The organism is Streptomyces sp. NBC_00448, from assembly GCF_036014115.1.
In the GTDB taxonomy this organism is placed as follows: Bacteria; Actinomycetota; Actinomycetes; order Streptomycetales; family Streptomycetaceae; genus Actinacidiphila.
In genome coordinates this window covers 6,849,258-6,869,661 of record NZ_CP107913.1, presented here as the reverse complement: position 1 = coordinate 6,869,661, position 20,404 = coordinate 6,849,258, and the positions used below count along the sequence as shown (strand labels likewise).

Genomic DNA, 20,404 nt, shown 5'->3' with positions numbered 1-20,404 from the left:
ATCCGGAGCGTGCTCGACACTTCCCGGACAGGCTGTCCGGCCGACCCGGACTGGCTGCCTATACGGTGTGGGAGGCTCCCGGAGAAAGTGCGGTCCCACTGCGGGGACACAGCCCATCGCGCCCAAAGGGCGGCGAATGCTGGCTTGAGGTTAACACTACCCGGTCCAACAGATATTCCCCCTCTCTTCGACCGGCAATCGTGTCACTGCCCACCTGCGAGCGGCAGGACACTCGCCCCGGCGGCGTCCAACGCCAGGCGGTTGGCCGCCCAGCCGTCACCCGCGAGCCGGGAGACCTTGTCCGCGGCGCCCTCGTCGGTGAGCGCGAGCACGGTCGGCCCGGCACCCGATACGACAGCAGGGACGCCCTCCGCGCGTAGACGGTTCACCAGCGCGAGGGATTCCGGCATCGCCGGCGCCCGGTAGTCCTGGTGCAACCGGTCCTCGGTGGCGGGCAGCAGCAGCTCGGGGCGCCTGGTCAACGCCTCGACCAGCAGCGCCGCCCGGCCCGCGTTCACCGCGGCGTCGACGTGCGGAACGGTACGGGGCAGCAGCCCGCGGGCGGTCTCGGTCAGCACCGGCACCCCCGGCACGAAGACCACCGGAACCAGCGACCCGGCCGGCTCCATCCGGACCGCCCGCGCGGCCCCGCCGTCGGTCCAGGCCACGGTGAAGCCGCCCATCAGACACGCCGCGACGTTGTCGGGGTGCCCCTCGATCTCGGTGGCCAACTCCAGCAGGGCCGTGTCGTCCAGCCCCGCCGGGCCGCCTATCGTCACCGCGCGGGCGGCCATGATGCCCGCGCAGATGGCGGCGGACGACGACCCCAGACCGCGGCCGTGCGGAATGCGGTTCGCACAGACCACCTCCAGGCCGCGCGGCTGGCCGCCGAGCAGGTCGAAAGCGGTGCGCAGGCTACGGACCACCAGGTGTTTCTCGTCGCGCGCCAGCGTGTCGGCACCCTCACCGGCGATGTCCACGTGCAGACCGGAGTCGGCGACGCGCACCACCACGTCGTCGTACAACCCCAGCGCGAGGCCGAACGCGTCGAAGCCCGGGCCGAGGTTCGCGCTGGTCGCGGGGACGCGCACTCGTACTGCGGCGGCGCGAAACGCTGGACCGGCCATCGTTCGACGAATCTCCTTGGTGCGTACGCCCTGCGGGCGTGGCTCCGTTGCCAGGCGGCGAGGCGGGAAATGGCGATGCGGCGGCATCAGCCGGAACTCGGCGCGATTGCGCCGCTGGGGTAAGCCTATCGAAACAAGGTTCCCCCGCGACATAGGGCGCACGGACCGCGCGTGATGCGTGTCGCCTTCGCGGCGTGCGCCCCTTACGGAAGTGACCTATGGGGAGGGGGTGCCAGAGGGGTGCTTCGCGGGACGACAGTGCCCCTTGCCCGGGCGGGGCGCCGTCGCGGAGGACGGCAACTCCGTAGGGGCGCGGGGAACTACGCGACCGGCCCACCACTGCCGGTGGTCCGGCGAGCTCGCCGCGGGGGCTGGGCCTGCGGGCCCGGCGCGCCACCGCCGTGGCCGGTCGCGCGGTTCCCCGCGCCCCTGGGTGGTTGCCGTCTTCCGCGACGGCGCCCACGCGCCCCTGGTGAGTTGCCGTCCACCGCGACGATGCCCACCGCCCCTGGTGAGTTGCCGTCTTCCGCAAGGAACCCCCGCCCGGGGAGGGGGTTCCCTGGTCCATCAGGTTCAGGCGAGGCCCAGTTCCGTCGCGGCGGCGTCCGCGTCGACGGGGACCGTGATGGGCTGGGGGGCGCCGGCGACGGCCCAGTCGGGGTCCTTGAGCCCGTTCCCGGTGACCGTGCAGACGATGCGCTGGCCGGGATCGACGCGGCCCTCGTCCACGGCCTTGAGCAGGCCGGCCACGGACGCGGCGGAGGCGGGCTCGACGAAGACGCCCTCCTTGCCGGCCAGCAGCCGGTAGGCCGCGAGGATCTGACGGTCCGTCACCGCTTCGATGAGGCCGCCCGACTCGTCGCGGGCCTGCTCGGCGAGCTGCCAGGACGCGGGGTTGCCGATCCTGATCGCCGTGGCGATGGTCTGCGGCTCGCGCACCGGCGCGCCGTTGACGATCGGGGCCGAACCGGCCGCCTGGAAGCCCCACATCCGCGGTGTGCGGCTGGCGAAGCCGTCGGCGGCGTATTCGCGGTAGCCCTTCCAGTACGCGGTGATGTTGCCCGCGTTGCCCACCGGGAGCACATGGATGTCGGGCGCGTCGCCGAGCGCGTCCACGATCTCGAACGCCGCGGTCTTCTGCCCCTCGATCCGCACCGGGTTCACCGAGTTGACCAGCGCGACCGGGTACTTCTCGCTGAGACCGCGGGCGAGGTCGAGGCAGTCGTCGAAGTTGCCGTCGACCTGGAGGATGCGGCTGCCGTGCACCAGCGCCTGGCCCATCTTGCCGAGCGCGATCTTGCCCCGCGGCACCAGCACGGCGCAGACCATCCCGGCCCGTACCGCGTACGCGGCGGCGGAGGCGGAGGTGTTGCCGGTGGAGGCGCAGATGACCGCCTGGGCGCCGGCCTCCTTCGCCTTGGAGATCGCCATGGTCATGCCGCGGTCCTTGAAGGACCCGGTGGGGTTGGCCCCTTCGACCTTGAGCAGGACGTCGCACCCGGTGCGCTCGGAGAGCACCTGGGCCGGCACGAGCGGAGTGCCACCCTCCAGCAGCGAGACCACCGGGGTGTCCACGCCCACCGGCAGGCGGTCGCGGTACTCCTCGATGATGCCCCGCCACTGGTGGGTGCCGGACATTCGGAGCTGGTCGACCTTGACGTTCATAACGGTGCTACTCCCCTTCCACGCGCATGATGCTGGCCACGCCGCGTACGGTGTCGAGTTCGCGCAGACTGGCGACGGTCGCCGAGAGGGCGGCGTCCGTCGCACGGTGGGTGACGACGACGAGCGATGCCTCGCCGCCCTCGCGCTGCCCGCCACCGCTCTGCTCGACGGCGGCGTCGTCGCCGCTGCCTTGGTTCCTGCCCTGCTGGCGCACCGTGCCGATCGACACGTCGTGCTCGGCGAACACCGTCGCGACCTGAGCCAGGACGCCCGGTTTGTCCGCCACGTCAAGGCTGATGTGGTAACGGGTGACCACATCCCCCATGGGGCTGACCGGCAGTCGCGTGTACGCGGACTCGCCTGCTCCGATGGTAGCGGCGAGTTTGTTGCGGCAGGCCGTCACCAGGTCGCCGAGAACGGCGGAGGCGGTGGGCGCGCCACCGGCGCCAGGACCGTAGAACATCAACCGGCCGGCCGCCTCCGCCTCGACGAAGACGGCGTTGTACGCCTCGCGGACCGAGGCGAGGGGGTGGCTGAGCGGGATCATCGCCGGGTGCACTCGGGCGGTGACCGAGCGGCCGTCGGTGCTGCGCTCGCAGATCGCGAGCATCTTGACCGTGCAGCCCATCTTGCGCGCGGAGGCGATGTCGGCGGCGGTCACCTCGGTCAGGCCCTCGCGGTGCACGTCGTCGATGGTGACGCGGGTGTGGAAGGCGATGCCGGCCAGGATCGCCGCCTTCGCGGCGGCGTCGAAGCCCTCCACGTCGGCGGTGGGGTCGGCCTCGGCGTAACCGAGCGCGGTGGCCTCGTCCAGCGCCTCGCTGTAGCCGGCGCCGGTGGAGTCCATCTTGTCGAGGATGAAGTTGGTGGTGCCGTTGACGATGCCCAGCACCCGGTTGACCCGGTCGCCGGCCAGCGACTCGCGCAGCGGCCTGATCAGCGGGATCGCGCCGGCCACCGCGGCCTCGTAGTACAGGTCGACACCGTGCTCGACGGCCTTGGCGTGCAGGCTCGCGCCGTCGGCGGCGAGCAGCGCCTTGTTCGCCGAGACCACCGAGGCGCCGTGCTCGAACGCGGTGGTGATCAGGGTGCGGACCGGCTCGATACCGCCGATCACCTCGACCACGACGTCGATGTCGCCGCGTTTGACCAGCGCGGTGGCATCGGTGGTGAGCAGTTCGGCGGGAACGCCGTCGCGCACCTTGTTGGGGCGGCGGACCGCGATCCCGGCCAGCTCGATCGGGGCACCGATCCGCGCGGCGAGGTCGTCCGCCTGCGTCGTGATGATGCGCGTGACCTCGGAGCCGACCACACCGCACCCCAGGAGCGCCACCTTCAGCGGACGCGTACGCATCATCCGACCTCGTCTCTCGTCAAACGTCTCACTCGTCGAACCGTCCGGCCGATCCCGCCGGGCCGGGCTGCGCGAGCAGGCTCTCGCGCGGTCGGGCGCGGGCGCGCCCGTACCTCGTTGAAAAGTCCAGTCTCACGCACCGGACGGGAGAATCCACGCCCTGTCCGGATCGCGAGACCGCCCGGGCGAACCTTGAGATCTTCCGCCCGCCCGGCGATCTTCCACGAATTGCGTGGGCAACCGGCGGCGCCCACCGCAACTTCCGTCTCCGCACGCCCTGGTAGCCCACCGCTGCCGCGCCGGCCTCATCCTGGCGCGCGGTTGCCGCACCCCCTGCTGGTGACCCTCTCGTCGCGGAGGGACCCGCACACACTCAGGTGCGCGTGGGGGCACTCCCCCTGGCTCCGCCGCGGGCGCCCCCACCCAGGCGAAGCACAGGCGAGGCTCTGGGGGGAACGGCGCGAGCAACCGCCCACCGACAGGTGGTCCCTCAGCCGGCAGAACCACCCACCCCGGAGGGTCAGGGGCACCCCCGCAAGGGGTCAGCCGACATCGAGGCGAAGCAGGTCCTCCTCCGTCTCGCGGCGGACGATCACCCGCGCCTGCCCGTCCGCGACCGCGACCACCGGCGGCCGCAGCGCGTGGTTGTAGTTGCTGGCCATCGCCCGGCAGTACGCCCCGGTCGCGGGCACCGCGATCAGGTCCCCCGGCGCGAGGTCGGCCGGCAGGAACGCGTCCTTGACCACGATGTCCCCGCTCTCGCAGTGCTTGCCGACCACCCGCGCCAGCATCGGCTCGGCGGTGCTGGTGCGCGAGACCAGCGCGACGCTGTACTCGGCGTCGTAGAGCGCGGTGCGGATGTTGTCGGACATGCCCCCGTCGACGCTGACGTACGTCCGCAGGCCGTCGAGCGGCTTGATGGTGCCGACCTCGTAGAGCGTGAACGCGGTCGGCCCGACGATCGCCCGGCCCGGCTCGACCGACAGCCGCGGCGGGGTCAGCCGCGCCGCGTCGCACTCCCGCGCCACGATCTCGCCGAGCGCCTTCGCGATCTCCTGCGGCTCGCGCGGGTCGTCCTCCGGGGTGTACGCGATGCCCAGGCCGCCGCCGAGGTCGATCTCCGGCAGTTCCACGCCGTGCTCGTCGCGGACCTCGGCCAGCAGCGACACCACCCGGCGGGCGGCCACCTCGAACCCGGCCATGTCGAAGATCTGCGAGCCGATGTGGCTGTGGATGCCGACCAGGTCGAGGCTGTCGAGCCGGAGCACCCGGCGCACCGCCTCGGCGGCCTGCCCGTCGGCCAGGCCGATGCCGAACTTCTGGTCCTCGTGCGCGGTCGCGATGAACTCGTGGGTGTGCGCCTCGACCCCGACGGTCACCCGGATCTGCACCCGCTGCCGGCGGCCCTGCCGGGTGGCCTCCGCGGCGACCCGGGCGATCTCCTGGAAGGAGTCCAGCACGATCCGGCCGACGCCCTCGCGCACCGCCCGCTCGATCTCCGCGGAGCTCTTGTTGTTGCCGTGCAGCGCGATCCGCTCGGCGGGCATCCCCGCCGCCAGCGCCACCGCGAGTTCGGTGCCCGAGCAGACGTCGAGGTTCATGCCCTCCTCGTGCAGCCACTTCACCACGGCGCGGGAGAGGAACGCCTTGCCGGCGTAGAACACGTCGGCCTCGTGCCCGAAGGCCGACCGCCAGGCGCGGCACCGGGCCCGGAAGTCGGCCTCGTCCAGGAAGTACGCGGGCGTGCCGTACTCGGCGGCGAGGTCGCGTACGTCCAGCCCTGCGACCTCCGCGACGCCGTCGGCGTTACGGGTCACGGTGCGCGACCAGATCCGCGGGTCGAGGGAGTTGAGGTCGGCGGGCGGGCCGGCGTAGTGCCCTTCGGGCAGGACATCGGCGTGGCGGGGGCCGGCGGGGTGTGCGGAACGGCTCACTTCGGGACTTCCTCGGGGCGTGCGGGCGGGGGTTCAGGTCGGTCGGGGTCCACGTCCGGCCGGGGTCAGGCCAGACCCGGTCCGGGGTTCGGTCGGGCCAGGGCGGGGGTTCGGTCAGGCCCGGTCCGGCGTTCAGATCGGTCGGTCGGGGCTTCAGATCCGGTCGGGGGCGCTGATGCCGAGCAGGTGCAGGCCGTCCGCGAGCACGATCCCCGCCGCGTCGGTGAGGCGGAGCCGGGCCGCGTGGACGGCCGAGGGTTTCTGGTCGCCCTTCGGCAGTACGCCGCACTCGTCGTGGAACCGGGCGAACGCGTCGGCGAGCCGCTCCAGGTGCCGGGCGACCCGGTCGGGGCCCCGCCGGCGGGCGGCGCTCTCCACCACGCGCGGGAAGTCGGCGATCAGGCCGAGGAGTTCGGTCTCCGCGGGGTGGTGCGAAGGGCTCGGTACGCCCGGGGACGCCGGCGAAGGGCCGCCGCCGTCGACCGGAGCGGGATGCGGGCCGGCCTCTTCGACCGTACACGTGTCCGCCGTGTCCGCCTCGCCGTCGGCCGGCATGCCCAGGTCGTGGGCGTTGCGGAGCAGGGCGCGGGTGCGGGCGTGGGCGTAGCGGACCCGGAACAGCGGGTTGGCCTCGCGCTGTGCGAGCAGGGCGGCGCGGGCGGGGGCGTCCAGGCGCGGGACGTCCTCGGCGGGCGGGCGGAGCAGGGCCCAGCGGGCGGCGTCGCGGCCGAGGGCGGATTCGAGGGTGGCGAGGGTGAGGGGGGCGGTGCGGCCGGTGCTGAGTTCGGCGGGGGCCGCGCTGAGATCGGCGGGGGTGACGCTGAGATCGGCGGGGGTGGCCGGTTCGGCGACTTCGAGGGGCTCGGGCGGGGTGTCCGGGGCGGCCGGGCGTGCGCCGGCGGCCCGCAGCAGGACGTTCGCCACCTCCGCGACGAGCGTGCCGCGTACGGCGCCGTCGGTCGCGGCCACGGTGACCCGCTCGTCGGCGAGCCCGTCGCCGTACCCGTATCTCTCGCGCTCCTCGCGGACCCTGCGCACCACCACGTCGTACGCGCGCGAGCTGAGCGTGATGTTCAGGAAGCCGGCGCCCGCGATCTGCACGCCCGCGATGCCGGGCTCCCGGGCGAGCCGGCGGCGCAGGATCTCCGCGACCTCCCGGGCGGTGCGTCCGGCCGGCCCGGCCAGCTGGAGTGCCACGTTCGTGGCGTAGTCCCCGCAGCCGGGGCGGGGCGGCCGCTGCACCACCACTTTCTCGGGCACCTCCACGGCCAGCTCGGCCGCGTCCACGGCACGGCGCACCGTGGTCAGGACGGTGCGGGACAGCTCGGCGGGGGTCACGGGAAAAGCGTAGGCGAGGGAGGGGGTGGGGAGGCGAGCGGGTTTACGGCCCGGCGTGTGGGCCGGGGCACGGTGCGGGTGTGCGCGTACGTGCTCGTACGAGGTGCCGCGGGGGTGCGATGAGGCACGGTGAGGTGCGCTCAGGCGCCGGAGCCGGGTCCGGAGGTGGCGGCGGCCTGGTCCTGGGGCTGGTCGGGCGGCTGGTCCGCGCGGCGCTCCCCCGGCACTCCGGACGGCGGCCCGGGTTCCTCCGGCGCCTCGGCCGGGCGGGGGCCGCGCCGGACCAGCCGACGTACCGTCTCCACGAGCAGCGCGGGCTCGAACGGCTTCGCCAGATACGCGTCGACCCCGCCGGGCCCACTGACCGCCTCCGGCAGGTTCCCCGCGCTGATCATCACGATGCCCACCTGCCGCGTCCGCGGGTCCGCCCGCAGCCGCATCGCGGTCCGCGCTCCGTCCAGCCGGGGCATCACCACGTCGAGCGTCACCACGTCCGGCTGCACCGAGTGCACGATCTCCAGGCACTCGGCACCGTCAGCCGCGGTCACCACCTCGAAGCCCTCCAGCTCCAGGTTGACCCTGATCAGTTGCCGGATCACCCTGTTGTCATCGACAACAAGCACCCGGCCGGACGCTCCCGCCACACCCGAAATCGTAGGCGCCCCCCTCGCGATGCGTCCGCGTTTTGCCCATTTCTTCCCCGCGACGGGTGAACCCGGCCCCCACCCACCCGCCCTCCCCCCGCACCCCCGAAACCCCGTACACGTCCACCCTCCCCAACCTGCTAATGTTCTTCCCGTCGCCCCCGTAGCTCAGGGGATAGAGCAACGGCCTCCGGAGCCGTGTGCGCAGGTTCGAATCCTGCCGGGGGCACTCCGCAGGAAGTGCCGAAAGACCCCGCCACCAGCCACGTCGCTGGGTGCGGGGTCTTCGTTCGTGTGCGGCCGGATGCGGCTCGCGGCAGCCGTCTGACGGTGATCACGTTGTAATAGCGTGTTGATCTTCGGGTACTTCGTAACGGGTTGGAGAGCGTTTCACGGGTCTCCGACGCCCGCACGTGGCGCCGGAAACCACGTCGCCCACGAGGCGATGAATCAGTGGCGGACGCCCGGGTGGAGAGCGATCTCCGCGATCTCCCGCACGCGGTCCATGGTGACACCGGTGCGCTGTTCGACTGCCAAGGGGTGGTCCGTCGGCTCCAGCTCGATGAAGGGACGCTGACCGACAGGACGAGTGTGGGCGTTCGTCTTCAGATCGAGGGTGCTGGGCGAGTACAGGCTCAGCTCAGTAGTCAGCCAGCCGAAGTACGGCTTCTCTGCTTCGCGGCCGGGCGTGTTCCACCTTTCCACCGCACGGGCGTAGTTGTCTCGACTCAGAGAAACCCAGACGCCCCAAGAGAAGGACTTGTCCCCACCGAGGACCGGTATCTCGACCAAGCCCTTGATGAAGAAGTGCTGGCCCTTGATGACGCACTGCTCGGAGGAGAGCATGCTGTCCGGATCGTCCGCGAAACTCTGATGCCACACATCAGGAGCCACGGTCGAGTAGTTCATCGGAAGCTCCGTGTGGAACTCCCCACAACACGAGCAGGTGAAGCCGAGATCGTTCGCCATGGCCGGAGCCTAACCAGGCGGCCTCCAGACGTGATCGTCGGCCCACACGAGGAAAGACCGGAGCCCCGGACCAAAGGCGGTCCAGGGCTCTCGTTCGTTGGTCAACTCGTCGTATCAGTGGGCCAGGCCGTCCGCCTCCCCTAGCCCCTGCATGATCCGATCGTTCATCTCGGCCTCCTGGCCGTCAATGCACTTGGCGTAGATCCTGAGGAGCACGTCCACCGAGTGGCCAGCCCGCGCTGCGACCTCTGGCGCTGGCACTCCCGAGTTGAGCCACTGGGAGACGCCCGCGTGACGGAGGTCGTACGGGCGAGCCGCCATGACCGATGCTGCCTGGCTCGGGGTGAAAGCCAGCTCCCGGGCCTGCTTCCAGGCTCGGGAGTACGAGGACGCCGCCACCACGTTGCCGTACTCGCTCTGGAAGAGCCGACCGTCATCCGCCGTACCGAACTCCTCCACGTGGTCCCGGAGCAGGACCACCAGCGGAGGCGGAATCGGGACGACGCGCGCCTCCCCCTTCTCCCGCTGTTTCAGGCCGCGGCGGTCGTGTGCCTCGCCCGAATCCGTCCACGCCTTACCCGCCGTGGGCCGGGTCTCCGTCAACTCGATGCGGCCCCAACCCGTTCGCGGAAGAGTGCAGTCCGAGCGGCGGAGTCCCAGCGCCTCCCCCGGGCGCATGGCCGCGTAGTACAGGCAGCCGAAGAACGCCCGGAGCCGACGCCCGCTGGCCCGGTCGTAGCGACCCACGTAAGTCACGGCGGTGAGGAGTTCGCGGGCCTGGCGCGGGTTGACCACGACCCGACGGTCCACCTCCTGGACCGCTCGCTTCCCGCGCTTACGACGAACCCGGGTGAGGGGGTTGGACGGCAGCACCTCCAATTCGACCGCGTACTCCAGCGCGTTGAAGACGACCGCCCGGCGACGACGGTACGTCTGCGTAGCCGCCGGCTGACCGTCCAGCTTCCGCCCGAGCGCATCGATCAATTCGTGCACCCGCGACAGCTCTCCCAGTTCGGCCACCGGTAACGACGCCTTTTCGATCCAGGCGACGGCCGCCACGATCTCCGTCGGCCGCTCCCGCTTGCGCCGCGGCGGAGGCAGCACGTACGAGCGCAGCGCTCGACGCAGCACCTCAGGCGACGGGCGGCCACGCGTCGCCTTGACCGGGACGGGCACAACCACGGCCAGGGCGTCGGTCATGCTGTCCCGGTGCTTGGCCGACGCGTCCGCCCAACGGTGGTCCAGGTAGCGCAAGACCAGATCGAGGAACGACAGCGCAGCCTTGCCACCTCGCAGAGAATCCGGCAGTCCAGAGACTGTGTCGAACGGCTCGCCCTTCTCCACCGCCCGCAGCAGCTTCGACCGGAAGCGGTCCGCGAGCGCCTTCGTCTTGTGTGACTCGCTGAACGTCTGGCCGCCCACCACCCAGCGCACGATGTAGGTCAGCCGCTTCGTGGTCTTGTTCTCGCTGATCTTCCAGACGGAGACCTTGTACGACTTCACGCGGCTCCCTCCGCCCGGTCCTCCAGCCACGCGTTCAGCACCGTCCGCCGGACCCGCAGCTCTCCGTTCGGCAGTCGGATGCAGCTCGGAGCGAGGCCCAACTCCCGCCAGCGGTAGAACGTTCGCCGGGAGACGCCGCCCAACTCGTCCAGCACCTCCCGGACGGTCAGCAGGTCGGCTCTCCGCTCACGCGCCACCATCCCGGCCACCTCCTGCCCGTACAGAGGCGGCGAGGAGAGCCGCCTCCGGCGAGTAGCCGCGGCCGGCGTAGCGCCAGTTCCCGACCGTGGCGGTAGAGCGATCCCCGAGGCCGAGCCCGACGCGCTGTTCCTCCGCCCGATGGTCGGCGCGGGCAGCCCGCAGCGCCGTGAGGGTGGTCGAGTAGCGGCGGGACTTGGTGGAGAAGTGGCCGCCGTACCCGAGCATGTGGGCCCAGCGGCGCAGGCCGAGCGGTTCGAAGTCGGGCAGGCCGCCGAGCCACCAGCACGTAGCCACAGCTCGGAGGACGTGTCGCCGTACCGGCAGGAGAACCAACTCCCGGGCATTGCGGATACGTCCGTCGACCGCGCCGGCAGCCTCCGCACCTTTGGTCGCGTACTTGGCGATGTAGCCCGCCACAGCGGCCGAAGTGAGCTGCCCGGCGCCGAACTCCGCGATCGGTCGCACGTCGACCTGAGCCCCGAACCGCAGGGTCCGCCGCCCGACGACCGGTGCACCGGGAGCAACCAGCCGAACCCGACCGACCGCAGCCGACACGGCGTCGGCGAGGAGTTCGGTGGTCGCCCAACGGGGCGGAGCCGACTCGGAACCGTCCGGGCCGTCGAGTCGGATCACAGCGTGGAAGTGGACGAGGCCACGCCGCTGGTACTCCGCGACCTTCGCGTACGACAGCCGGACCGACTCCGCCAACCGCGCACGGTCGACGCCGACCCGTCGAGCGATCTCTCGACGCAACTCCAGGACGAAGCGATGCCAGAGCCGACCGGCGAACGCCTGCCAGAGCACGGCGCCGGCGTAGTCGTAGCAGCGCGGGCACAGCGCCTCCCCGAGCCGCGGATCATCGGCCGTGTGCCGTACCGGGCAGCCGACCGCCGTCCCGTGCGGGCAGCGCTCCCCCGACCGACGCGGTCGGCAGACCCGTACCCGACCCTCCCGCTCTCGCCGCGTGTGGACGGCCCCGAACCCGGGAGCGGTCAGCGTTGCGAACACCCGCGGGTGCCCGCCGATCGAAACGGGAGCCGACTTGCCGCCGACGAGCCCGGTCCGGATCAGGTGGTACGTGTCGGCCCGGTAGATACGCGCGCAGGTCGGGCAGACGCTCGCCCGCCTGTTACCGCACGCGACCAGTAGCCGGCCGCCGTAAGTGCCGGAGTCGTACGACCTCAGCACCTCGCCGGTCGCGGAGTCGACGAGAACCGCGGACCCGACCAGGTGAATCGGGTTGGTGCACCCGTCGAGACGCAGGACGTTGCGGCGCCAGGCGTCGAAGTCCGGGGCGGCGGCCCGGGTGAGGAGGGCTGCCACGCTCGCGGGGGTGGCGTTCATCGGCGACCACCCCCGAACGCCTGCCACATCACGGCCGCTATGGCCTCCGTGCGGGACTTGGCGCTGAACCTCAGGGTCGGATCGGTGAGCCACAGCGCGGCGGCGTGCGCGGGGCAGAGCCGACGTTCGAAGCCGTCCAGGCCGATGAGGACGACCTGTTCGCGGCCGTCGCACGTCGGGCGGTCCGGATCTCGCAACTCGCAGTCAGGCGGGCGCGATTTGCGCGGGCGATTGGCGGTGGACACAGTGTGAGTGCTCCTTTCACTGCTCATGTGGCGGTGGGAGTGGGTTCCTGGCGGGGTCGGGTTTGGCGACTTCGCGCCCCGCCGGGAGTCCTTTGCGCCTGAGAGCGCACGGGTGGATCTGGGCATGGCTGTCCCCTTCGACGTGCGGGGATGGTTGATCAGAAGTGCAGTTGGCCGAGGAATGTGCTCACGCCGGTGAGTACGGACTGCACGAGCGGTGCGGCGCCGGTCGCGGCGAGCAGGAAGCCGAACGTTCCGCTGAGCAGGACGTCGGGCAGCCGCAGGTATCGGATGCGGACGAGGAACCAGATCAGGAGGCCGAGCAGGACGACGGCCGAGGCGGTCACGATCACGGCGGGTCCCCGGTCACTTCTCGGTGTCGAGGTCGAGGCGTTCGATCACCGCGACGGCGGTCGGTCCGGGCTTGGCACTGTCGGGACCGTTCACCGCGGCGCGTAGTTCGGGCAGTTGCGGCGTGAGGTGGGCGTGGGCGGCCGCGGTCGTTTCGGCGTCCGTCTCAGACACCAGGAGCGAGCGAGCCCGCTCCCAACCGTCGCCGGATGCGAGGACGGCAGTGCCGGCCTGATCGGGACGGATCGCCTGTGCCGCCTTGAGGGCGTCCGGGTTGAGGTCCCCGAGGGCCATCTCTGCCGTGCCGGGGTCGGCGACCCGATGGCAGACCCGGCCACCGAGCTGGGCACGGAGCGCGGTGACTCCCGGCCCGAGGTCGGAGCCGACACGCTGGCCCGCGACCACGAGGAACACCCCGAGGGCCGCACCGAGTTGAGCCAGGCGGATGAGCGCCGTACCGGCCGCGTGCGCCTCGTCCTTCTCGCTGCGGTTGGCGACGAGGAACAGCTCCGCCAACTCGTCGACGATCACGACCACGGGCACCGGCTGTTCGCCGGTCGGCAGGCCCCACACATTCCTCACGCGAGCGGAACGGCACAGCTCCATACGGTCGAGCGTGAGGTCCACCAGCGCCGCCAGGAGTCGTACGGCCTGTGCGCGGTTGGTAGCCAGCGCGGACAACCTCGACTCGTAGAGGGACAGTTCCATGCCGCCCTTGCAGTCGATCCCCACGAGGGCGACCAGTTGCCGAGCGAGTCCCGCCACAAGAGCATTGATCAGGGTGGACTTGCCGGAACGGGTGGCACCGACGATCAGCCAGTGCGGTATCTGGCGCAGGTCGACCACCCACGCGACCCCACTCTCCAGGACGCCGACAGCGACGCTGAGCAGTCGCCCGCTGTCCCGCTGGGCCAGGACCCGCGGCATGGTGAGCGGATCGGCTACCGAGGCGGCAAGCCGTACGTAACCGGGGCGCCACGACGTGACCCGCACTCCGTGCACCTGCCACGCCTCTGCCATCGCAGGTGCGGCCTTGACGAAATCCGCCGGCACTTGGCCGGGCAGGAGGCGTACGACGAGCCGGAAGCCGCCACGTGTCGGTCGAATCGGTCCCCGGCGCGGTACTCGGGGTTGCGGCGGGGGTGCCCCGTTCCCGACGAGCCCGGACACGACGGTCAACGCGGCCTTACGGCTCACCGCCAGACCGCAGCCGGCCATGAGCGGCCGCCACGTTCGGGTCACCCGCACGCAGGTGAGGGGGAAGCCGACTGCCAGCCACCAGGCGGTGGGGTAGCGACGCCGCAGGATCGGGGCGGCCACCACGGCGCCAGCGACAAGGGCGAGGAACAGGACGAACAGCAGGCCGGGAGTCTTCGAGGACGACGCCGTGCCAGCAGAGGCAGCAGCTAAGAGAGTCACTGTGCGGCCCCCTTCCCGCTGGTAGCCGTGGCGGCGAGCGGTCGGATCTCGGAAGCGCGGAAGGCGATGCCGTGCCGCCCCTCGTTCTCCCACGGGGTGGCCACGAGGTCCCGCACCTGCACGGGCATCCCGAGCTGCACGCCGGACGGCTCGCCGACCACGCTGACGTTCACCACGTCGGCCCCTCCCCCGGACATCAGGCACAGCCCGACCTGGAAGACGGTGCGCCCGGTGTCCCGGTCCACGCGAAGCTGTCCGGTCTCCCGGTTGGCGACACGCGGAGCCGGGGGCACCGCGCAGATGATCGCCGTGAACTTGGCGGTGTCGATCGGAAGTGTTGCCACGGTTCTGAACTCCCCTGAGGTCATGGGCAGGAGAGGACTCCTCGCCCTGATTGACAACCCGTAGTACGGGTGAGAGTCCAGAGTGCGACCCGTAGTACGGGTTGTCAAGTGATTGACGATGCGAGAGGCTGTCCAAGCAGATGGGCAGGCTGCCTATCTGCTTGGACGAGCAGGAGCCCACGAGGCCACCGGAGGCCCGATGCCAGCGGAGAACACGCAGCCCAAGTACCGGCAGATCGCCGACTACCTGCGACGCGGCATCCTGGACGGCACGTACCCGGCCGGCCAGCCGCTCCCCTCCGAGGAAGCCCTAGCGAAGCAGTTCGGCGTCACGCGCCCGACGGTCCGTCAGGGGCTCACGGAGCTCCGCGCATCGGGCCTGGTCGAGGTCATCATGGGCCGAGGAACCTTCGCCCGCTCCCCCCACAGCCGCCCGAGCATGACCCGTCCCCGAGGCGTCCGGCGTAAGAGGAGCGGCGGTTACGCCGAGGCGGACGAGATCCAGTGGACAGAAGCCGAAGAGGCCATCGCCACTCGCACAGACGCCCCGCTCGCCCTGGCCGATCTCCTTCGCGTCCCGCCGGGCGAACCGCTCTACACCTACGACGTGTTGCAGACCGCGGGCCCGACCTTCCGCCAGCTCCACCGCACCTACGTGCCGTTCTCCATCCTGGTCGGCACCAAGTACGAAGACGAAGCTCCCCCGCCGGCGCCCCAGCTCTACGCCGCCCTGGCGGATCTGGGCCACGAACTCCACTTCACGGAGTACCTGCGCCCCCGCATGCCGCTCCCCGACCAGGCCCAGGCCCTCCGCCTCCCCGAAGGCGTCCCCATCCTGACCATCCTCCGCGTCACAGCGAACGAGCACGACAAGCCCCTTGCCCTGGAGGAGTTCCAACTCCCCGGCGACGACCTGGAGCTGTCCTACCCCCTCTGACCGCGCCCCACGGTCCAAACTTTCTCTACGTCTTCAAGGCGGCTCGCTGTCGCTCGCCGCGCGCTCCCCGGCTCCACCGGTCGCGCGCCAGCGGCGAGCCACATGACCAGGCTCAGACAGGCTGGCCGTGGCTGGGGTGGTCGGCTCGCGGCTTTAGGCAGCCACCATGGGGCGAGCCTCGAAGGTCGGGGCCCACTTCGGGCTATTGCGGGCAGGTCCACAGCCTGCCCGAGTCGCGGCAAGCTTACGGGCCCCGATCTCTCGCCCCATGGCAGCTCCCGCCCAAACCCGCTCCGCCGACCTACTCGGTGAGAGCATCCGCCATATATCGGGCTGCTATCGGAAGATCGAATTCGTCAACGTCGTAGCCAGAACGAAAGAGCACCGGCTTTTTCTCCATAGGGCGAAGAACGATCTCGTCCGGGAAAGCGCCCCCCGGCTGAAATGGTCTGTACGGGTGGATGCTGGCGGGATTATCATCACGAATAGATGTAAAGATCGCAGGATAGCGAATGCCCTCTCTGCTTATGTCCAGCATCCTCTGGCTCGAAAATCCATACCAGAGAAGCCAGCGAGGCACCCGGTCTCGATCAAGAACCTTAGCGAACCACGAATTCCCTTCAGGATCACTTTCTTCCAGAAGTGAAAACGATGCAAGATCTGGATATCCCTGCAGGAGTAGAGACCAGCCGCGGACTTTCATTTCACGCGAAAGCGCGCTGAAGTACTTTTCCGGGAGAGCCTTCCACAAGGCAAACCTGTTCCGCGACGTCGTCAGAAGTCTATCCTTGACGATATCACGCACATATTCTGGCTTAGACATGATGCGAACGGTTCTATTTAGGACACTCACGAAGAGGTCGTAGAGTGGTAGGAGATCTCCCCCATCACTTTCTGCGAGCGCATCATAGTATTGCCCCTGGTCGACCCTGGATTGTATCAGCAAGGGAGGGAATCCGTTGCGAGCGAGCGCCATGTTTGCAAGAATTCTTGCCATCCGCCCATTGCCATCTTCGAAGGGGTGAACATGCGTGAGCCACGCGTGAATTATCGTTGCCTCTAGAGCCGGGTCGACTGAGCATGCCTGCCACCAATCGGATAGCTCCCGCATTTTGAGTGCTACGCAAGAAGCGGTACTCGGTCGACCGAACGCGACCGAGTCTGTCTGCTCTCCGGGCTACCTCGACCACGAATGATACCGTGATGCCGAGTTCCAAGTGCATCTCGATAAGCCCTTCGGGTGCTACTCGAACTTCATACGCGGGAGATGTTCTTGAAACGCCAGTCTTGATCTTAACGACCCCGGATTCTCGGAGCTCAGTGATCCGGCCAGTGATGCCTGTCTTTGATTTTTGAACGTCTGTGTTTCTGAGACTGCGGACATAATCCTTGCCTCGCCTGGATAGGTGTGACGATCTAACCGTTCCATCCAGGCTGAACCAACGCATATCCATTGACAGATCAAACTTATCTAGCGCCTCAACCATGCCGTCCAAACCAGGAACTATCCGCTCCCACCGCCGCACATCCTGTTCTTTCTCCGCGGCATCAACTAGCTTCAAGAAATCACGCATTGCGGGGTCGGCAATGGACGAATCTACAATCGCGAGATCTTCATCGATTTCACCAACAACCTCAGGAACGCTGGGACGCACATGCAGGACAGTGCTCCCCCTAGAGATGCCCGTAAGTTCAAGCTCAACCTCTTTACGAGCAGCCGCAGAGACTCCTTCCCTCAATGGCTTCAGGAGCGTATCGCCGATGCGGAAATCAAGAGCTCCACGCTTGGCAGCTTCCCCGCGTAGACACACGAGAAGCTCCTCCTGAAGCTGTGCCGCGGCGTCGTAGTGGCGTACTGCGTCGAGCCAGTGCCGGCGCAGCTCCTCGTCGTGGGCGTCTTCGTTGAGATGTTCCGCATCCTGATCGGCAAAAAAGCGTGCGTTGGCCTCACGGTTGCGCTCCAAGGCACGTTGCCGCCAGTTGGTGCTCACAACGTCACCTCCACGTAGCCGCGTCGGGGGGCCGCGCTCTGCAGCGTCGGCTCTCCCTTGTCTACCCCATCGGGCCGACAACGCTGCCACCAGTCGTCCCAGGCCCCGCGCTCACGAAGGTAAGACTGCTCGACCGGGTCAAGCTGTTCCGGGCGAAAGACAGACACGATCGGGCGATAGCCCACTCTGACCGGTGAAACCCCAAGCTCGGCCAAACGTGCCTTGCGGTTGAAAGCCGACGTGAGCCACCGCGTCCCCTCCCGGCCACGCATCGCAGCCGCCGTGCCCTCGTCAACCAGGACCGTGAGATCTATGTTCTGAGGGTTCACCTTGGTACTGACGTAGCTGCCACCCAGCCAGATGGCATGGATGAGGGAACCATCTGTGCCGATCGCGGCTCGACCCTCTCTGTCAGCCTTGTGTGAGACATCCGGCTTTGCCGGGTTAGCCTGAGAGGGCACCGACAGGAGAACCATCCCCTCATGACCAGCACGAATCCCGCGCCCGATCCCGCGCCCAGGCCGAAGCGTCGCTCCTTCAGCCCGGAGTACAAGCTGCGGATCGTCGCCGAGTACGACGCGGCCCCGAAGAACGAGAAGGGTGCGATCCTGCGCCGAGAGCGCCTCTACCACTCTCACGTCAAGGAATGGCGGGCCGCTCGGGACGCCGGCGCCCTGGAGAACCTGGCCGACCGCCGCACGAGCCCCGCGAGGCCGAAGAAGTCGGACGCCGAGACGGAGAACGACAAACTGCGTCGCCGGGTGGAGCGGCTCGAGAAGGAACTGGCCCAGAACAAGGCCGCCCTGGAGGTCATGGGAAAAGCTTCCGCGCTCTTGGACATGATCTCCAGGGGCGCGGACTGAAGTCTGCCGCCGCCCCGGTCATGAACGACGCCTTCCACGGCGTCGAGACCGAGCTCGGTGTCGTGGCCGCTTGCCGACTGACCAGCCGCTCCCGCGCCACCCACTACCGCCGGCTGCGGCCACCGGCCGCACCCCGACCCCGCACGGCCGGCGCCCAGCCGTCCGCCCTGAGCGCCGAAGAGCGCCTGGCCGTAATGGAGTTGATGAACAGCGCCGAGTACGCGGAACTGCCGCCCGCGCAGATCTGGGCCCGCGAGCTGGATGCCGGCCGCTACCACTGCTCGGTCTCCACGATGTACCGGATCCTGCGGGAACACAGCCAAAGCGGTGAACGCCGCCGCCAGGCGACCCACCCTCCCCGGGTGGTGCCGGAACTGGTCGCCACCGGCCCGTCACAGGTCTTCTCCTGGGACATCACCAAGGTCGCCGGACCGACGAAGGGCGTCTGGTACCACGCCTACGTCATCATCGACATCTTCAGCCGGTACATCGCCGGCCACACCGTCGAACGCGCCGAGTCCGCCCAGCGGGCGGAGGAACTGATCCGGAACCTGTCAACGTGATCAAGGCAGGTAGTTCGATCTATTGCTGGGCCGGGATCGTTTGATCGTGGTGTCGGAGGTCGGCCGGTTTGTTGATCCAGGCAGCCTCGGGAAGTTTTGGGGGCTCGGGTGGTCTGCGGACGAACCGCTCGGGGTGTTGTTGATAGGCGCTCGCGAGGACGTCGGCGCGCATCTCGCGGAGCTGGTCGGCGAGACCGAAGTGCACGTCGTAGGGAGCGTGCATCGCTATCCCCGAGTGTCGGTGGGTGAGGTTGTACCAGTCGAAGAAGCCGGTGCACCAGGTGCGGGCGTCCTCGATGCAGCCGAACCGGTCAGGGAAATCGTGCCGATATTTTAGGGTTTTGTACTGACTTTCCGAGTACGGGTTGTCATTCGACGTCTTCGGTCTCGAGTGAGACTTGGTGACACCCATATTACTGAGCATCTGCGCGACGTTGTGGGCGATCATCGGCGATCCCCGGTCGGAGTGGATCGTCAACTTCCCCCGTTCAACGGGGTACTTGGAGATAGTGGAGGACAGAAACTGCTCGGCGAGCTCCTTGTTCTCGGATGCGGCGATCATCCAGCCGACGGTGTAGCGGCTGTAGATATCAATGATCGTGTAGAGGCAGAAATAGCTGCCCGGATACGGGCCCTTCAGCTTGGTGATGTCCCACGACCACACCCGGTTCGGCGCGGTCGCGATCAACTCGGGCTTCTTCCGCGGCGGATGGACGGCCTGGCGCCGACGCTCACGGACCTCGCCGTGCCGGCGCAGGATCCGGTACATCGTCGCCTCCGCACACAGGTAGGTGCCCCGGTCCAGCAACACCGCGTAGATCTCGGCCGGTGCCATGTCGACGAACTCCCCCGACCGCAACACCGCCAACACCTCCGCTTCCTCGGCCTCGCTCAGGGCCCGCGGATCGCGCTTACGCTCCCGGGTCGGCTTCACCGGCGGCGGGGACGTGCGGTGGTGGCGATACCAGGTCGCCCGGCTCATGCCGAGCGCGGCGCACGCCTTCACCCGGCCGACCAGATGGGACAGCTTGTCCAGGGCAGCCGCGCGGGCCGCCTCGAAGGCCGACCCGCCCAGGTCGCCGGCCACCTCAGCGGCCGCCGCTTCCACCGGGGTCACGTGTTCTCGCCGTTGTTCGTCGTGGCGCTGTCCGTGGCGAACTGGTCGAGCAGCGCGGAGAGTTTTGACTGCACCTCGATGACGGTGCGGGCCTTGCCCAACTCGGCTTGCAGCTTGGCATTTTCGGTCTCGAGCCGGGCGATCTCCTTGTCCCGCGGATCGGCCTTCGGCCGACCCGCCGGCGCGGCCAACGCCTCCTTTGCACCCTTGTCCCGCTGCTGGCGCCAGGTTGTGATCAGTGACGAGTACAGGCCCTCGCGCCGCAGCAAGGCACCCTTGGCCTGCTTGTCGAGCCCCTCATACTCGGCCAAGATCTTTGCCTTGTACGCCGCCGAGTACCGGCGATGACCCGCCGAGCGGGGTGTCACCTGCGGATCCGAGGTCCCGTGGTCGTTGGTACTGGCCACCAAGCACTTCTCCTTCTCCACCCTCGGCTCAATGAATCATCCAGTATGCCTGACTCGACCTACGTTGCCAGAGAGGGCATTGGCGATG

21 protein-coding genes, 1 tRNA gene and 1 pseudogene are annotated in these 20,404 nt (G+C 69.2%); 4 read left to right on the top strand and 19 right to left on the bottom strand.

What is annotated here, in order from left to right; all coding sequences use genetic code 11:
* Positions 1 to 203: 203 nt before the first annotated feature.
* From thrB to OG370_RS29665, 6 genes are all read right to left on the bottom strand, one after another.
* Positions 204 to 1,127, bottom strand: coding sequence for a homoserine kinase (gene thrB, locus OG370_RS29690; protein ID WP_328469597.1), 924 nt, complete (start codon positions 1,125 to 1,127; stop codon positions 204 to 206).
* A gap of 573 nt (positions 1,128 to 1,700) precedes the next feature.
* Positions 1,701 to 2,765: a threonine synthase gene (gene thrC, locus OG370_RS29685; RefSeq protein WP_328474518.1), complete on the bottom strand. Its 1,065-nt coding sequence runs from the start codon at positions 2,763 to 2,765 to the stop codon at positions 1,701 to 1,703.
* 34 nt (positions 2,766 to 2,799) lie between these two features.
* A complete protein-coding gene (locus OG370_RS29680; RefSeq protein ID WP_328469595.1) occupies positions 2,800 to 4,149 on the bottom strand; it encodes a homoserine dehydrogenase in 1,350 nt (449 codons plus the stop codon).
* Positions 4,150 to 4,688: 539 nt separating this feature from the next.
* Positions 4,689 to 6,080 carry a diaminopimelate decarboxylase gene (gene lysA, locus OG370_RS29675; protein WP_328469594.1) on the bottom strand — a complete coding sequence of 464 codons (1,392 nt, stop codon included), beginning with the start codon at positions 6,078 to 6,080 and terminating at the stop codon, positions 4,689 to 4,691.
* 153 nt (positions 6,081 to 6,233) lie between these two features.
* Positions 6,234 to 7,418 carry an ArgS-related anticodon-binding protein NrtL gene (gene nrtL / locus OG370_RS29670; protein WP_328469592.1) on the bottom strand — a complete coding sequence of 395 codons (1,185 nt, stop codon included), beginning with the start codon at positions 7,416 to 7,418 and terminating at the stop codon, positions 6,234 to 6,236.
* 140 nt (positions 7,419 to 7,558) lie between these two features.
* A complete protein-coding gene (locus tag OG370_RS29665; RefSeq protein WP_328469590.1) occupies positions 7,559 to 8,062 on the bottom strand; it encodes a response regulator in 504 nt (167 codons plus the stop codon).
* Positions 8,063 to 8,219: 157 nt separating this feature from the next.
* Here OG370_RS29665 and OG370_RS29660 point away from each other — a divergent pair.
* Positions 8,220 to 8,291: transfer RNA gene (locus OG370_RS29660), tRNA-Arg, on the top strand.
* Positions 8,292 to 8,512: 221 nt separating this feature from the next.
* Here OG370_RS29660 and OG370_RS29655 read toward each other — a convergent pair.
* The 8 genes from OG370_RS29655 to OG370_RS29620 all read right to left on the bottom strand — a co-directional run bounded on the left by OG370_RS29655 (position 8,513) and on the right by OG370_RS29620 (position 14,438).
* Entirely contained in the window at positions 8,513 to 8,971 is a 459-nt protein-coding gene (locus tag OG370_RS29655) for a DUF2199 domain-containing protein (RefSeq protein WP_328474516.1), read from the bottom strand.
* A gap of 174 nt (positions 8,972 to 9,145) precedes the next feature.
* A complete protein-coding gene (locus tag OG370_RS29650) occupies positions 9,146 to 10,534 on the bottom strand; it encodes a tyrosine-type recombinase/integrase (RefSeq protein WP_328469588.1) in 1,389 nt (462 codons plus the stop codon).
* Entirely contained in the window at positions 10,531 to 10,734 is a 204-nt protein-coding gene (locus OG370_RS29645) for a helix-turn-helix transcriptional regulator (protein WP_328469586.1), read from the bottom strand. Before OG370_RS29645 ends, OG370_RS29650 begins: the two co-directional genes overlap by 4 nt.
* On the bottom strand, positions 10,721 to 12,079 hold the full coding sequence (locus OG370_RS29640; RefSeq protein ID WP_328469584.1) for a replication initiator: 1,359 nt from the start codon (positions 12,077 to 12,079) through the stop codon (positions 10,721 to 10,723). Before OG370_RS29640 ends, OG370_RS29645 begins: the two co-directional genes overlap by 14 nt.
* Positions 12,076 to 12,324 (bottom strand): hypothetical protein, encoded by a 249-nt coding sequence (locus OG370_RS29635; protein WP_328469582.1) that lies wholly within the window; start codon positions 12,322 to 12,324, stop codon positions 12,076 to 12,078. Before OG370_RS29635 ends, OG370_RS29640 begins: the two co-directional genes overlap by 4 nt.
* A gap of 158 nt (positions 12,325 to 12,482) precedes the next feature.
* Positions 12,483 to 12,677: a hypothetical protein gene (locus OG370_RS29630; protein WP_328469579.1), complete on the bottom strand. Its 195-nt coding sequence runs from the start codon at positions 12,675 to 12,677 to the stop codon at positions 12,483 to 12,485.
* A 13-nt stretch (positions 12,678 to 12,690) separates the two neighbouring features.
* Positions 12,691 to 13,872, bottom strand: a complete 1,182-nt coding sequence (locus tag OG370_RS29625; RefSeq protein WP_328474514.1) for an FtsK/SpoIIIE domain-containing protein — start codon at positions 13,870 to 13,872, stop codon at positions 12,691 to 12,693.
* 218 nt (positions 13,873 to 14,090) lie between these two features.
* Complete coding sequence (locus tag OG370_RS29620; RefSeq protein ID WP_328469577.1) at positions 14,091 to 14,438, bottom strand: SCO3933 family regulatory protein; 348 nt, start codon at positions 14,436 to 14,438, stop codon at positions 14,091 to 14,093.
* Positions 14,439 to 14,637: 199 nt separating this feature from the next.
* On the opposite strand from OG370_RS29620, the gene OG370_RS29615 reads away from it, so the two are divergent.
* Entirely contained in the window at positions 14,638 to 15,375 is a 738-nt protein-coding gene (locus OG370_RS29615) for a GntR family transcriptional regulator (RefSeq protein ID WP_328469575.1), read from the top strand.
* A gap of 301 nt (positions 15,376 to 15,676) precedes the next feature.
* Here the strand turns inward: OG370_RS29615 and OG370_RS29610 are convergent, their stop codons facing one another.
* The 3 genes and pseudogenes from OG370_RS29610 to OG370_RS29600 all read right to left on the bottom strand — a co-directional run bounded on the left by OG370_RS29610 (position 15,677) and on the right by OG370_RS29600 (position 17,842).
* On the bottom strand, positions 15,677 to 16,198 hold the full coding sequence (locus OG370_RS29610) for a hypothetical protein (protein ID WP_328469573.1): 522 nt from the start codon (positions 16,196 to 16,198) through the stop codon (positions 15,677 to 15,679).
* Positions 16,199 to 16,402: 204 nt separating this feature from the next.
* Positions 16,403 to 16,486: pseudogene (locus OG370_RS41565) on the bottom strand (hypothetical protein); the annotation flags it as partial.
* Between the two features lie 876 nt (positions 16,487 to 17,362).
* Positions 17,363 to 17,842 (bottom strand): DUF6932 family protein, encoded by a 480-nt coding sequence (locus OG370_RS29600; RefSeq protein ID WP_328469569.1) that lies wholly within the window; start codon positions 17,840 to 17,842, stop codon positions 17,363 to 17,365.
* Between the two features lie 6 nt (positions 17,843 to 17,848).
* On the opposite strand from OG370_RS29600, the gene OG370_RS29595 reads away from it, so the two are divergent.
* Positions 17,849 to 18,229, top strand: coding sequence for a hypothetical protein (locus OG370_RS29595; RefSeq protein WP_328467943.1), 381 nt, complete (start codon positions 17,849 to 17,851; stop codon positions 18,227 to 18,229).
* 20 nt (positions 18,230 to 18,249) lie between these two features.
* Positions 18,250 to 18,792: a hypothetical protein gene (locus OG370_RS29590; protein ID WP_328469567.1), complete on the top strand. Its 543-nt coding sequence runs from the start codon at positions 18,250 to 18,252 to the stop codon at positions 18,790 to 18,792.
* 19 nt (positions 18,793 to 18,811) lie between these two features.
* On the opposite strand, the gene OG370_RS29585 is transcribed toward OG370_RS29590, so the two are convergent.
* On the bottom strand, positions 18,812 to 19,900 hold the full coding sequence (locus OG370_RS29585) for an IS3 family transposase (protein WP_328459254.1): 1,089 nt from the start codon (positions 19,898 to 19,900) through the stop codon (positions 18,812 to 18,814).
* A 5-nt stretch (positions 19,901 to 19,905) separates the two neighbouring features.
* Positions 19,906 to 20,316 carry a transposase gene (locus tag OG370_RS29580; protein ID WP_328459253.1) on the bottom strand — a complete coding sequence of 137 codons (411 nt, stop codon included), beginning with the start codon at positions 20,314 to 20,316 and terminating at the stop codon, positions 19,906 to 19,908.
* Between the last annotated feature and the right edge of the window lie 88 nt (positions 20,317 to 20,404).